This window comes from Bradyrhizobium sp. LB8.2, assembly GCF_040548035.1.
In the GTDB taxonomy this organism is placed as follows: domain Bacteria; phylum Pseudomonadota; class Alphaproteobacteria; order Rhizobiales; family Xanthobacteraceae; genus Bradyrhizobium.
On sequence record NZ_JBEPQV010000009.1, the window covers coordinates 41761 to 54576 of the forward strand.

Below are 12816 nucleotides of genomic sequence, written 5' to 3' on the forward strand. Positions count from 1 at the left end.
CCGCGCGCCCATGCTGGGCCGCAATAAAGCAATCGAAGCCCATGACCGCACGGATCGAACGACCGCTTTCTCCCCACATGCAAGTCTACCGCTGGACGCTGACGATGGCCCTTTCCATCGTCCATCGCGCCACCGGCATCGCCCTTTACGCCGGGACGCTGCTACTGGTCTGGTGGCTGGTCGCCGCAGCCTCCGGCCACGCCGCCTACGCCACCGTCCAGGCGTTCACCGGCAGCATCATCGGCCGGCTGATCGTGTTCGGCTACACCTGGGCGCTGATGCACCATATGTTGAGCGGCCTCCGGCACCTGGTGTGGGATCTCGGTTACGGCTTCAAGGCCAATGAGCGCGAAGCGCTGACCTGGGGCGCGCTGATCGGCGGCATCGTGCTGACGGTGCTGATCTGGATCATCGCCTACGCGATCGGAGGTGTACGATGAGCGCAGCCGACACCCCGAAGCGCAGCATGCGCACCCCACTTGGGCGCGTCCGCAATCTCGGCGCCGCACATTCCGGCACCTCCGATTTCTGGCGCCAGCGCATCACCGCCGTCGCGATGACCCTGCTGATGCTGCCGGTGATTGTCGTCGTGATGATGACGCTCGGCAGCAACCAGGCCGGCGCCAAGGTGATCCTCGGCTCGCTGCCGATAGCGGTGATCATGCTGCTCTTCATCGTCGCCAGCGTCTGGCACATGAAGATCGGCATGCAGGTCGTGATCGAGGACTACATCCATAACGAGAAGCTGAAGCTCATCTCGGTCATGCTCAACAATTTCTTCTCGATCGCCGTGGCGCTCGCCTCGACCTACGCGATCGTGAAACTTTCCTCCGGAGTGTAACCCATGGCCACAGGAACGAATGGCAAGGGCAACGGCGCTCCCGCCACCAACGGAAAAGCCTATCCGATCGAAGACCACACCTATGACGTCGTCGTGGTCGGCGCCGGCGGCGCGGGCTTGCGCGCCGTGGTCGGCTGCGGCGAAGCCGGCCTCCGCACGGCCTGCATCACCAAAGTGTTTCCGACCCGCTCGCATACGGTCGCGGCGCAAGGCGGCATCTCGGCTTCGCTCGGCAACATGCACAAGGACGACTGGCGCTGGCACATGTACGACACCGTGAAGGGGTCGGACTGGCTGGGCGACCAGGACGCGATCGAATACATGGTGCGCAACGCGCCCGAGGCGGTCTACGAGCTCGAGCACTGGGGCGTGCCGTTCTCGCGCACCGAAGACGGCAAGATCTACCAGCGCCCGTTCGGCGGCATGACCTTGGACTACGGCAAAGGCCAGGCGCAGCGCACCTGCGCCGCCGCCGACCGCACCGGTCACGCCATGCTGCACACGATGTACGGCCAGTCGCTGCGTCACGCGGCCGAGTTCTTCATCGAGTTCTTCGCCATCGACCTGATCATGGACGACCAGGGCACCTGCCGCGGCGTCGTCGCGATCAAGCTCGAGGACGGCACGCTGCACCGCTTCCGGGCACAGACGGTGATTCTCGCGACCGGCGGCTATGGCCGCGCCTATGCCTCCTGCACCTCGGCGCACACCTGCACCGGCGACGGCGGCGGCATGGTGCTGCGCGCCGGCCTGCCGATGCAGGACATGGAATTCGTGCAGTTCCACCCGACCGGCATCTACGGCTCGGGCTGTCTCGTGACCGAAGGCGCACGCGGCGAAGGCGGCTATCTCGTCAACTCCGAAGGCGAGCGCTTCATGGAGCGTTATGCGCCGTCGGCGAAGGACCTCGCCTCACGCGACGTCGTCTCGCGCGCGATGACCATCGAGATTCGCGAAGGCCGCGGCGTCGGCAAGAAGAAGGACCACATCTTCCTTCATCTCGACCATCTCGATCCCGCGGTGCTCGCCGAGCGCCTGCCGGGCATCTCCGAATCGGCAAAGATCTTCGCCAATGTCGACGTGACGCGCGAGCCGATCCCGATCGTGCCGACCGTGCACTACAACATGGGCGGCATCCCCACCAATTATCACGGCGAAGTGCTGACCAAGAAGGACGGCGACGACAACGCCATCATCCCCGGCCTGATGGCGATCGGCGAAGCCGCCTGCGTCTCCGTGCACGGCGCCAACCGCCTCGGCTCGAACTCACTGATCGACCTGGTCGTGTTTGGCCGCGCCGCCGCGCTGCGGCTGGCCGAAAAGCTCACGCCCAACGCCAAGCAGCCCGAACTGCCGACGAATTCGGCCGATCTCGCGCTCGGTCGCCTCGACCATTACCGCTACGCCTCCGGTGGTACGCCGACCGCAAAACTGCGCGAAGGCATGCAGCATGTGATGCAGAACAATTGCGCAGTGTTCCGCACCGGCGACATCCTGAGCGAAGGTCAGAATCTGATCGAGAAGGTCCACAGCGGCATCACCGACATCGCCGTGTCCGACCGCTCGCTGGTGTGGAATTCCGACCTGATCGAGACGCTCGAATTCGACAATCTGATCTCGCAGGCGGTGGTGACGATGAACTCGGCCGCCAACCGCACCGAGAGCCGTGGCGCGCATGCCCGCGAGGACTTTTCCGACCGCGACGACAAGAACTGGATGAAGCACACGCTGGCCTGGCTGGAAGACTCCGGCAAGGTCAAGATCGAGTACCGCCCGGTTCACGACTACACCATGACCAACGACGTCCAGTACATCCCGCCCAAAGCTCGCGTTTACTAAGCGGCGCGCGTGTATTGATCGAACAGCGAAGGCCTTGATCGAAATGGTTGAATTCGCACTTCCGAAGAACTCGAAAATCACCGGCGGCAAGTCCTGGCCGAAGCCCGCGGGCGCGACCGAAACGCGCGAATTCCGCGTCTATCGCTGGAACCCGGACGACGGCAAAAATCCGAGCGTCGACACTTATTACGTCGACACCCATGATTGCGGTCCGATGGTGCTGGACGGCCTGATCTGGATCAAGAACCATATCGACCCGTCGCTGACCTTCCGCCGCTCCTGCCGCGAAGGCGTCTGCGGCTCCTGCGCGATGAACATCGACGGCCAGAACACGCTGGCCTGCACCCGCTCGATGCACGACGTGAAGGACGGCGCGGTGAAGATCAATCCGCTGCCGCACCAGCCGGTGGTGAAGGACCTGGTCCCCGACCTCACCAATTTCTACGCGCAATATGCGTCGATCGAGCCGTGGCTGAAGACGACCTCGCCGACGCCGCAGAAGGAATGGAAGCAGAGCCACGAGGACCGCGAGAAGCTCGACGGCCTCTACGAGTGCATCCTCTGCGCCTGCTGCTCGACCTCGTGCCCGAGCTATTGGTGGAACAGCGAGCGCTATCTCGGTCCCGCCGCGCTGCTCCAGGCCAACCGCTGGGTGTCCGATTCACGGGATGAGGCCACCGGCGAGCGCCTCGACGATCTCGAGGATCCGTTCCGCCTCTACCGCTGCCACACCATCATGAACTGCGCCAAGGCATGCCCGAAGGGCCTCAACCCGGCGGAAGCCATCGCCGAGCTCAAGCTCAAGCTGGTCGAGCGCCAGATCTAGGCGTCATTCATGCTGCGATGCCCGGCCGAAACGGCCGGGGCATTTTCTATGGCGGGCGCCTGTTGGAGTAGATTTCTCCTCCGCTCCGTGAGCGAGCGCACCGGCGGATTGCAACCTCCGGTTATCGCCACAAGCCGCTTCCTTCCCGGCGTAAAATTCAAGTAAGCTCTCCGGTGGGGGACCGGAGCGACCGTGCAGGGCGCGCAACGCAATTCGCTGAGACTGTTGCAGTGGATGATGGGCGCATCCCTGGCGCTCCCGATTGCGTTGTTCGCGATCGCATCCTCGATCTCCTACACCTCGACACACGACATCGCCGACCGCGAGATCGAGCGCACCCTCGATGTCGCACATGAGCACGCACTCAAGGTGTTCGAGACGATCGACCGCAGCCTCGCCGAGCTCAACGAGGTGGTGCGCGGCCTGCCCGACGACGTCATCCGCTCGCGCGAACCGGCCCTGCACCGCCGCCTGAAGCAGCTGACCTTATCGCTGCCGCAGCTCAAATCGGCCTGGATCTTCGATGCGGACGGAAAGTCGCTGGTCAACAGCCTTGCCTCGCCGCCGCCGGAGCAGAGCTTTGCGGACCGCGACTATTTCTATGCCCATGTCGACCAGGCCATCGGCACATTCATCGGCGCCTCGCTGACACCGCGCGCGCCCTATCAGGGTGCTCGCTTCTTCGGGGTTAGCCGCCGCCGTGACTCCGACGACGGCAGCTTCATCGGCGTGATCCAGGCCTCCGTCCTGCCCGAATATTTCGAGAGCTTCTATGCCAGGATCGGCTCCGATCCCGGCAGCTTCTTCGCGATGGGACGCCCCGACGGGGTGGTGCTGGCGCATCTTCCGCGGCTCGACCGCGACCTTCGGCTCGATCCCAACGGACCGGTCGGCCGGAACATCGCAGCTCACCCCGAGCACGGCCTCATCACCGTCGCGTGGCCTTCAGACGGGATCGAGCGCCGCATCGGTTACCGGCGCGTGGCCGAATATCCCATCTATGTCAGCGCGGGGCTCGAGACCTCGGCCATCCGCGCGCGCTGGTTCGCCACCATGGGCCAGCATCTGGTGTTCGGCGTTCCCGCCACCGCGCTGCTGTTCCTGCTGCTGGCGCTGGCGATCCGGCGCACCCAGCATCTCCAGGCCGAGGCCGCAGCGCGACGTGAAGCCGAGGAAGCACTCAAGCACAGCCAGCGCCTGGAGGCGCTCGGGCAGCTCACCGGGGGCGTCGCGCACGATTTCAACAACCTCCTGACCGTGATCCGCGCCTCCGTCGACCTGTTGAACCGGCCGCAACTGAGCGAGGAGCGGCGCCAGCGCTACATCACCGCCATCGCGGACGCGGTCGCACGCGCGGCCAAACTGACATCGCAGCTGCTCGCGTTTGCGCGGCGCCAGACCTTGAAGCCTGAGGTGTTCGACGTCGGCGCGCGGATGCAGTCGCTGCACGACATGCTCGCGACGCTGCTCGGACCCGCGATCGAAATCGCGATGCGGCTGCCGGCCGAGCCCTGCCTCGTCAATGTCGATGCAAGCCAGTTCGAGACGGCGTTGATCAACATGGCGACCAATGCGCGCGATGCCATGCACGGCAAGGGCAGGATCGTTTTCAACGTCGAGACCGTGACGACGATTACGGAGACGCGGGCTCCCGTCTCGGGCAGCCATCACCGTACAGGCACCCATGATCTTCCAGGTCATCTGGGCTTCGTCAGCATTGCCGTCAGCGACACCGGCATCGGCATTCCGGCTGCGCGGCTCGAGCGCATCTTCGAGCCGTTCTTCACCACCAAGCAGGTCGGCCACGGCACCGGTCTCGGCCTGTCGCAGCTGTTCGGCTTCGCCCGGCAGTCCGGCGGCGAGGTGACGGTCACCAGCGAGGTGGGCCAAGGCAGCACCTTCTCGCTCTATCTGCCGCGCGTGGCGCCGCACCTGCTGCCGCAGCGGCAGGCACCGAACACGGCCCCGGCAGTGGCCGGCAGCGGCATGTCGGTGCTGCTGGTCGAGGACAATATCGAGCTCGCCAATTTCGCCGCCGACGGCCTCACCGAACTCGGCTACAGCATCACGCTGGTCGACAATGCAACCGATGCACTCGCCGAGCTGGTCATGGACGCCGATCGCTTCGATGTCGTTTTCTCGGACATCGTGATGTCGGGCATGACCGGGCTCGATCTCGCGCAGGCGATCCGCGACCGCGGCATCGGCGTGCCGGTCGTGCTGACGACCGGCTACAGCGAGGCGCTGTCCCAGGACGGCAATTTCGATTTCGAGCTCGTGCAAAAGCCCTACGCAATCGATCAGCTGTCGCGCATCCTGCATCGGGTCGCCCGGCTCCGCCGGGTGCGTGGCGGCGCTGCCGAATGATCCGGCACATGGAATCAGGACAAGATGATGAGGATGGTCAAGAAGGCGGCGTGAGGCGTAGCTCGGACGGTGCGCAGCTCAATCCGGGAAAGCCCGTACAGACGTCTTCCGCCGTTGGAGTCCCCGGCAAAACCGGTTATGCATGCGCCGCTTACAACGAGGACTCCGACTTGACGACCGACAAGGCTCCTTCGTCCGCGCCATTCGGCGCGTTTGCGCCGAATGCGGCGCAGGCCGCGATCATCGGCCTCGCACAACGCTCGGGGCTGAAGCGCGGCGCATTCCGGCCCTGGATGTCGCGGCTGGTCAATTTGCTGCGCGGTGGTCCCGTCGACGTGACGTATCAGGGCGCCTCGTTCCGGTTCTATCACCAGGGCAGCGCGACCGAGCGCGGTGCGCTGTTCAATCCCGACTACAATCTCGACGAGCTCGACTTCCTGCGCCAGCACACCCCAGCGGGCGGCGTGTTCGTCGACGTCGGCGCCAATGTCGGCACTTTTGCGCTGGTGATGGCGCAGCAGGTCGGGCCATCAGGGAAAGTGGTCGCAATCGAACCGCATCCGATGACGTTTGGGCGGCTCTCATTCAACCAGGCCGCATCGAAAGCGACGCAGGTGCGCCTGGTGCAGGCTGCCGCAGGCGACAGCGACGGCGAGCTCATGATCGAGAGCGGCGGCGGCAATCTCGGCGCCACCCACGTCGTCACCGGCACCGCCAGCGCGGAGGCCATCAAGGTCCCGTCGCTGCGGCTGACGCGCATTCTCGACGAGGCAGACGTCACGAAGGTGGACGCGTTGAAGATCGACGTCGAAGGCTTCGAGGACCGCGTGCTGATCGGCTTCTTCCGCGACGCGCCGCAATCGCTATGGCCGCGCGCGGTGGTGATCGAGCATCTGTCACAAAAGGAATGGCAGCAGGACTGTATTGCCGACATGGTCGCGCGCGGCTTTGCCGTTGCGCGCAAGACGCGGAGCAATACGTTCCTGTCGCGCTGACGACAAACGACGGAGGTTGCGATGATCGACCATATGGGCTTTCCGGTCTCCGACTATGAGCGCGCCAAGGCGTTCTACGCCAAAGCGCTGGCGCCGCTCGGCTACAGCCTGATCATGGAGGTCACGCAGGAGCAGACCGGCCACGATCCGGCCGCCGGCTTCGGCGCCGACGGCAAGCCGGATTTCTGGATCGGCGGCGAGGGCGCGCTGAACAAGCCGGTGCATGTCGCGATCACGGCCAAGGACCGCTCCGCGGTGGACGCGTTCTACAAGGCGGCCTTGGCCGCCGGCGGCCGCGACAATGGACCACCCGGCATTCGGGCGCATTATCATCCGGACTATTACGGCGCGTTCGTGCTCGATCCCGACGGACACAACATCGAGGCGGTTTGCCACGCGCCGGAATAGATAAGTTCCGTCTTTCGGCCGGAACCTCGTTCCGCGCCCGCCGTTGTCGTCTCTTGCAACAGGAGCACGATATGGCCAACGACAATGCCCGCGACGTCGACCGCGATTTGAACCGCGCCTGGGATCTGATGAAGACGATCGGATTCGCGATGCTGGTGACGCGCGACGGCGACAAGCTCCGGGCGCGGCCGATGAGCGCCTATCTCGATCGCAACGCGAACACGATTTATTTCCTCACCGACGCGCGGCGTCACAAGGACGAGGAGATCGCGCGTCACCCGTCCATCAACCTGTCGTTCGCGGATGCCGGCAGCCAGAAATACGTTTCACTGACAGGCACCGCAATCGTCTCCAACGACCGTGCGAAGATCAAGGAGCTGTTCTCGACGCCGGCCAAGGCGTGGTGGGACTCTGCCGAAGATCCGAACATCCGCGTGCTCAAGGTCACGCCTGATGATGCCGAGTTCTGGGACTCGCCCGGCACCGTGATCTCTTATGTGAAGATGGCGGCTGCGGCGGTGACAAACACGCGGCCCGATATCGGCGATAACCGCAAGGTCTCGATGTAATGCCGATCGAGCCGCCCGAGATTCCGCCGTCGACACCCGGCACGCCCGCCGAGCCGCCGCCGGGGATTCCGCCCGGTAATCCGCAGCCCGAAATCGCGCCGCCGGTGCGCGAGCCCGGCTCGCCAGCGCCGCCCGACGAATTGCCGGGCCGCATGCCTGAAGAGATTCCATCGCGCGGACCGAACGGCCCGCTCACACCGAATCCCGCGAAGGACGCAAGTCCGCCGCGGGATCGCGTTTGAGACCGAGCATCAGGTCTGAGGCAATTGCAACCTGCGCCTGAATGCGCAATGAACGTCACTGTAGTGCGGTGATTTGCGTGCAGAAATAAATCGGGCCACGACCGCTTTGTCCGCCACAATCCGGCCTAACGCGTAGCTGTTCATCCCAACGTGTCGTCAAAGAACCTTCCGGGGAAGTTCACCATCATGACTAATCTTCGTTTCGTGCTGCTTGCCACCACGGCTCTGACCGCGATGCAATTGGCAAACTCGGCATCGCATGCGCAAAGCGCAGCGCCGCTCGTGGTTGCGCAGGCGCAGCCACAGGAAACCGGCCCTGACGGAAAACCGAAGCAGCCGCCGAAGGGACCACCAGCGGCCGCGCCTCCGGCGGCGCCCGCGCGCCCGGCCGCACCGCCGCCCGCAGCTGCACCGCCCCATCCGCCCGCGGCGCCTCCGCCGGCCGCCGCACCGCCGCGCCCAGCAGCGCCGCCACCGCCACCTGCGGCCCGTCCGACGCCCCCACCGCCGCCTGCCGCGCCGAAGCCGCCTTCGCCGCCGCCGGCTGCGGCTCCGCAACAGCATGCGCCGCCTCCGGCACCGCCCGCGGCGCGCCCGGCTCCCACACCGCCGCCCGCCGCAGCTCCGCAGCAGCACGCGCCCACGCCACCGCCGCCTTCGGCTCGCCCGACGCCACCGCCGCCTCCCGCAGCGGGCCCTTCGGGACGGCCCGCGCCTGCTCCCACGGCGACACCTGCTCCGGCACCTGCCGCTCCCACAGCGCGCCCGGCGACGCCTAATGCCCCAACCGCCACGCCCGCTCCGACAGCAACCCCTGCGCCGACTGCAACCCCGGCTCCGCGCAGCACGCCGGGCACGCCGCCGACCGGCCGCCCCGGTGCACCGCCCCCTGGCGGACGTCCTGGCGCGCCTCCGGCTGCAGGGTCACCTGCTCCAGGCGCTACACCCGCACCGACCGCCACGCCGGCACCCGCTGGCGCTCCGACGCCGCCGCCGACCGGACGTCCGGGTTCGGCTCCCGCACCCGGCGCTACCCCGGCCCCGACAGCGACGCCCGCCCCAGGCGGCGCCGTAACGCCCCCACCCGGTCGTCAGGGTGGAACCCCTCCTGCTGGCGCGCCCGCTGCGGGAGCTCCGCCGACCCAGCCGCAGGCAGGTGTCCCACCCCGGCCGACGCCTCCCCCCGGGGCCGCAGCACCGAGCACCGTCCCCGGCTCGGCGGCCGCAACCCCACCGCCCAACAGGGCGCAATACGCTCCGCCGACGGTTGCGCCGGCCTTCCGCGCCGCGCCCACGACGACCACACCCCTGCCTCCACCGCCGCGTCCGCCACAGCGTGATCTGACGCCGATCGCGATCGGTGCAGGTGTCGTCGCCGGTGCTGTGATCGGCGCCACCATCGCCGACTACCGCAACCAGCGCCGCGAATCCGTCGAAGGCGGCCGCACCGTTTACACCGAGCCGGACCGCATCATCGTTCGAGATCCGGGTGGGCAGACATACGTCCGCGGCAACGATCTCTATCGCTTCCGCTATGGCGCCCGCGACATCCGCACCGACACTGTCGGCGGCGATAACCGCACCGTGGTGATCCGTCCCGACGGCAGCGAGATCATCACCGTGGTGGGTCAGGACGGTCGATTGCTGCGTCGAATCCGCAGGGACCCAGCCGGGCGCGAGATCATCATCATCGACAACAGCTACCGCGATCCGCGGTCGGTCGGCGGCTTCTACGTCGACGCGCCGCCTCCGGTGGTCAACATTCCCTACGATCGCTACATCGTCGACGCCGAGGAGGCGTCGCCGGACGTGATCTACCAGACCATGGTGGCACCGCCGGTGCAGCGGATCGATCGCCGCTACACGCTCGACGAGATCCGCTACAGCCCCAATGTTCGCATGCAAATGCCGAGCATCGACGTCAACACGATCAACTTCGAGACAGGATCGTGGACCATCCCACCGGACCAGGCGGAGAAGCTGCAAGCGATCGCCGACGGTCTCAACCGCGCTATCCAGGCCAACCCGCGCGTGGTCTTCCTGATCGAAGGTCACACCGACGCGGTCGGCAACGACGTCGACAATCTGTCATTGTCGGACCGCCGTGCGCAATCCGCGGCCGAATTGCTGACCCAGCAATTCAGTGTGCCGGCTGAGAACCTGACGTCGCAGGGCTACGGCGAGCAGTACCTGAAGGAGCAGACGCAAGAGCCGAGCGCGATCAACCGGCGCGTCACCGTCCGCAACATCACGCCATTGCTCAACGGCGGCCAGGCCTCACTGCCGCCGCCCCCGCCCGGCACTGCGCCGCCGCGCTGAGGCGACACACAAATGCAAAATGGCCGGGAGCGATCCCGGCCATTTTTTTCGTCATTGCGAGGAGCGAAGCGACGACGCAATCCAGACTGCCGCCGCGGAAAGATTCTGGATTGCTTCGCTTCGCTCGCAATGACGAACGAAATCGCAATCCCTGTTCCGGCTAACCCTTGTCGTTCTCCAGCCGGAAGATCTGCGAGCCTTCGCTGCCCGAGAGCAGACCCGTGTCGCTGTAAAGCTTCAGCTTGGCGCGGGTATCGTTGATGTCGAGGTTACGCATGGTGAGCTGACCGATGCGGTCGGCCGGTGTAAACGCCGCGTCCTCCACCTTCTCCATGCTGAGCCGCTCCGGCGCATAGGTGAGGTTGGGGCTCTCGGTGTTGAGGATCGAATAGTCGTTGCCGCGGCGCAGCTCGAGCGCCACCTCGCCGGTGACGGCGCGCGCGACCCAGCGCTGCGCGGTCTCGCGCAGCATCAGGGCCTGCGAATCGAACCAGCGACCCTGATAGAGCAGGCGGCCGAGACGCATGCCGCTGATGCGATATTGTTCGATGGTGTCCTCGTTGTGGATACCGGTGACGAGGCGCTCATAGGCGATGTGCAGCAGCGCCATGCCCGGCGCTTCATAGATGCCGCGGCTCTTGGCTTCGATGATGCGGTTCTCGATCTGGTCGCTCATGCCGAGGCCGTGGCGGCCGCCGATCGCGTTGGCTTCGAGGAACAGCGCGACGGGATCGCTGAAGGTCTGGCCGTTCAGCGCAACCGGCTGACCTTCCTCGAAACGCACCACGACCTTCTCGGCCTTGACGTTGCAGTCGTCGCGCCAGAACGGCACGCCCATGATCGGGTTGACGATCTTGATGCCGCTGTCGAGGCTTTCGAGATCCTTGGCCTCATGCGTGGCGCCGAGCAGATTGCTGTCGGTCGAGTACGCCTTCTCGGCGCTCATCTTGTAGGCAAAGCCCTGCGCCGCCATGAAGGCCGACATCTCGGCGCGGCCGCCGAGCTCGTCGATGAACTGCTGGTCGAGCCAGGGCTTGTAGATGCGCAGGCCCGGATTGGTCAGAAGGCCGTAGCGGTAGAAGCGCTCGATGTCGTTGCCCTTGAAGGTCGAGCCGTCGCCCCAGATGTTGACGCCGTCTTCCTTCATCGCCGCGACCAGCATCGTGCCGGTGACGGCGCGGCCGAGCGGCGTGGTGTTGAAATAGGTGATGCCGCCGGTCGAGATGTGGAAGGCGCCGGACTGGATCGCGGCGATGCCTTCGTGGACGAGCTGCGTGCGGCAATCGACCAGCACCGCTTTCTCGGCGCCGAACTCCATCGCCTTGCGCGGGATCTCGTTGTAGTCGGCTTCATCCGGCTGGCCGAGATTGGCGGTATAGGCGTAGCAGCGCGCGCCCTTCTGCTTCATCCAGAGCAGCGCCGCGCTGGTGTCGAGGCCGCCCGAAAAAGCGATACCGACTTTCTCACCCTTGGGCAGGCTTTTCAGGATCGTGGTCATGGGGCTTCCAATCGGTCTCGAAGGGCTGATGTCGTTTCACGGGTTGACCGCGCGATTATCAAATTTCGCGGGTCTCGGCACCCATTTAATGGCTCAAACTGAGGGCTCGGCGCCCGTCTTGCGGCCGAACAGGCGCTGACGAAGCCTGTAGGCGGGCCAGTTCAGCCGGGTCAAGGCGGCATCGACCGCCGCGTCCGAGAACCGGGTCCGCGGCCAGCGGTAGATCAGCGCGAAGGCAAACCAGATCACGACGAAGGTCACGAGGCCGGCGATCGAGACATCGGTGAAGAAGTGGCCGCCGAAGGCCATCCGCAGCCCGCTGGTCACGAGGCCGAACACCACCGCTCCGGCATAAGCGAGCGGCCGCCACGCCGGCGGCGCCAGTGCCGCCGGCGCCAGCGTCCAGAACGCGGTCGCGCCCTCGCCCGAGAAGAACGAGCAGTTGCGCGCGCAGCCGCCGCGCGGATCCCACCACGGCACGAATTGCTGGTCGCCGGCAAACTGCGTCACCACCACCGGGCGCGGCCGACCCCAATAGGTCTTGAAGGTGAGATTGGTCAGGATGCCGGCCGACAGGATGATCGTGACCAGCAGGAAGACGATCGCGCGCCCCGATACCATCAGCGGGCGGTCGGGACGGACCATCTTGACCACAAGCGCGATCAACGGAGGCAGCACGAACGCCCAGGAGACCCACATCGCGGCATCGCGCGCGAAGCCGGCCCAGCCGTTCAGCTTGAGCGGAAACGTCTTGGTGTCAGGGTCGAAGAACAGCGCAGCAAGCTTGAGATCGAGCTCGGGATAGACGCCGAAAACGACGCCGATCACGAGCCACAGCGCCAGGGCGATGAAGAGTCCGGTCCGGTTCATGGCGCGCGGTTTAGCGGAGTGGGGCGGGGATGGAAACCCCGA

Annotated in this window: 12 protein-coding genes; 10 read left to right on the forward strand and 2 right to left on the reverse strand. The window is 65.9% G+C overall.

The window, feature by feature from the left end:
- Nucleotides 1-41 precede the first annotated feature (41 nt).
- From sdhC to ABIB06_RS13605, 10 genes are all read left to right on the forward strand, one after another.
- Nucleotides 42-440: a succinate dehydrogenase, cytochrome b556 subunit gene (gene sdhC, locus ABIB06_RS13560; RefSeq protein WP_247344566.1), complete on the forward strand. Its 399-nt coding sequence runs from the start codon at nt 42-44 to the stop codon at nt 438-440.
- Complete coding sequence (sdhD, locus tag ABIB06_RS13565) at nt 437-841, forward strand: succinate dehydrogenase, hydrophobic membrane anchor protein (RefSeq protein WP_247344568.1); 405 nt, start codon at nt 437-439, stop codon at nt 839-841. Before sdhC ends, sdhD begins: the two co-directional genes overlap by 4 nt.
- Nucleotides 842-844: 3 nt before the next feature.
- Complete coding sequence (gene sdhA, locus ABIB06_RS13570) at nt 845-2680, forward strand: succinate dehydrogenase flavoprotein subunit (RefSeq protein ID WP_247344571.1); 1836 nt, start codon at nt 845-847, stop codon at nt 2678-2680.
- Nucleotides 2681-2723: 43 nt separating this feature from the next.
- Nucleotides 2724-3506 carry a succinate dehydrogenase iron-sulfur subunit gene (locus ABIB06_RS13575; RefSeq protein WP_247444127.1) on the forward strand — a complete coding sequence of 261 codons (783 nt, stop codon included), beginning with the start codon at nt 2724-2726 and terminating at the stop codon, nt 3504-3506.
- Between the two features lie 192 nt (nt 3507-3698).
- Nucleotides 3699-5873, forward strand: coding sequence for a hybrid sensor histidine kinase/response regulator family protein (locus ABIB06_RS13580; RefSeq protein WP_354068852.1), 2175 nt, complete (start codon nt 3699-3701; stop codon nt 5871-5873).
- A 170-nt stretch (nt 5874-6043) separates the two neighbouring features.
- Complete coding sequence (locus ABIB06_RS13585) at nt 6044-6868, forward strand: FkbM family methyltransferase (protein ID WP_247344576.1); 825 nt, start codon at nt 6044-6046, stop codon at nt 6866-6868.
- Nucleotides 6869-6889: 21 nt separating this feature from the next.
- A complete protein-coding gene (locus ABIB06_RS13590; protein ID WP_247344580.1) occupies nt 6890-7276 on the forward strand; it encodes a VOC family protein in 387 nt (128 codons plus the stop codon).
- Between the two features lie 71 nt (nt 7277-7347).
- The gene (locus tag ABIB06_RS13595) at nt 7348-7845 is read left to right on the forward strand and encodes a pyridoxamine 5'-phosphate oxidase family protein (RefSeq protein WP_247344583.1); all 498 of its coding nucleotides are present in this window, start codon (nt 7348-7350) and stop codon (nt 7843-7845) included.
- A complete protein-coding gene (locus ABIB06_RS13600) occupies nt 7845-8087 on the forward strand; it encodes a hypothetical protein (RefSeq protein ID WP_247344586.1) in 243 nt (80 codons plus the stop codon). Before ABIB06_RS13595 ends, ABIB06_RS13600 begins: the two co-directional genes overlap by 1 nt.
- A 186-nt stretch (nt 8088-8273) precedes the next feature.
- Entirely contained in the window at nt 8274-10406 is a 2133-nt protein-coding gene (locus ABIB06_RS13605) for an OmpA family protein (protein ID WP_247448481.1), read from the forward strand.
- A 160-nt stretch (nt 10407-10566) separates the two neighbouring features.
- Here ABIB06_RS13605 and argG read toward each other — a convergent pair whose 3' ends face one another.
- Nucleotides 10567-11904, reverse strand: a complete 1338-nt coding sequence (argG, locus tag ABIB06_RS13610; protein ID WP_247352388.1) for an argininosuccinate synthase — start codon at nt 11902-11904, stop codon at nt 10567-10569.
- Between the two features lie 93 nt (nt 11905-11997).
- A complete protein-coding gene (locus ABIB06_RS13615; protein ID WP_247352390.1) occupies nt 11998-12774 on the reverse strand; it encodes a phosphatase PAP2 family protein in 777 nt (258 codons plus the stop codon).
- Nucleotides 12775-12816 lie beyond the last annotated feature (42 nt).

What these genes read in the sequence shown, in the direction of transcription:
- sdhD (WP_247344568.1), top strand. Translation starts at nt 437, where the DNA reads ATGAGCGCAGCCGACACCCCGAAGCGCAGCATGCGCACCCCACTTGGG.
- ABIB06_RS13600 (WP_247344586.1), top strand. Translation starts at nt 7,845, where the DNA reads ATGCCGATCGAGCCGCCCGAGATTCCGCCGTCGACACCCGGCACGCCC.
- sdhA (WP_247344571.1), top strand. Translation starts at nt 845, where the DNA reads ATGGCCACAGGAACGAATGGCAAGGGCAACGGCGCTCCCGCCACCAAC.
- sdhC (WP_247344566.1), top strand. Translation starts at nt 42, where the DNA reads ATGACCGCACGGATCGAACGACCGCTTTCTCCCCACATGCAAGTCTAC.
- ABIB06_RS13575 (WP_247444127.1), top strand. Translation starts at nt 2,724, where the DNA reads ATGGTTGAATTCGCACTTCCGAAGAACTCGAAAATCACCGGCGGCAAG.
- ABIB06_RS13605 (WP_247448481.1), top strand. Translation starts at nt 8,274, where the DNA reads ATGACTAATCTTCGTTTCGTGCTGCTTGCCACCACGGCTCTGACCGCG.
- argG (WP_247352388.1), bottom strand. Translation starts at nt 11,904, where the DNA reads ATGACCACGATCCTGAAAAGCCTGCCCAAGGGTGAGAAAGTCGGTATC.
- ABIB06_RS13595 (WP_247344583.1), top strand. Translation starts at nt 7,348, where the DNA reads ATGGCCAACGACAATGCCCGCGACGTCGACCGCGATTTGAACCGCGCC.
- ABIB06_RS13590 (WP_247344580.1), top strand. Translation starts at nt 6,890, where the DNA reads ATGATCGACCATATGGGCTTTCCGGTCTCCGACTATGAGCGCGCCAAG.
- ABIB06_RS13615 (WP_247352390.1), bottom strand. Translation starts at nt 12,774, where the DNA reads ATGAACCGGACCGGACTCTTCATCGCCCTGGCGCTGTGGCTCGTGATC.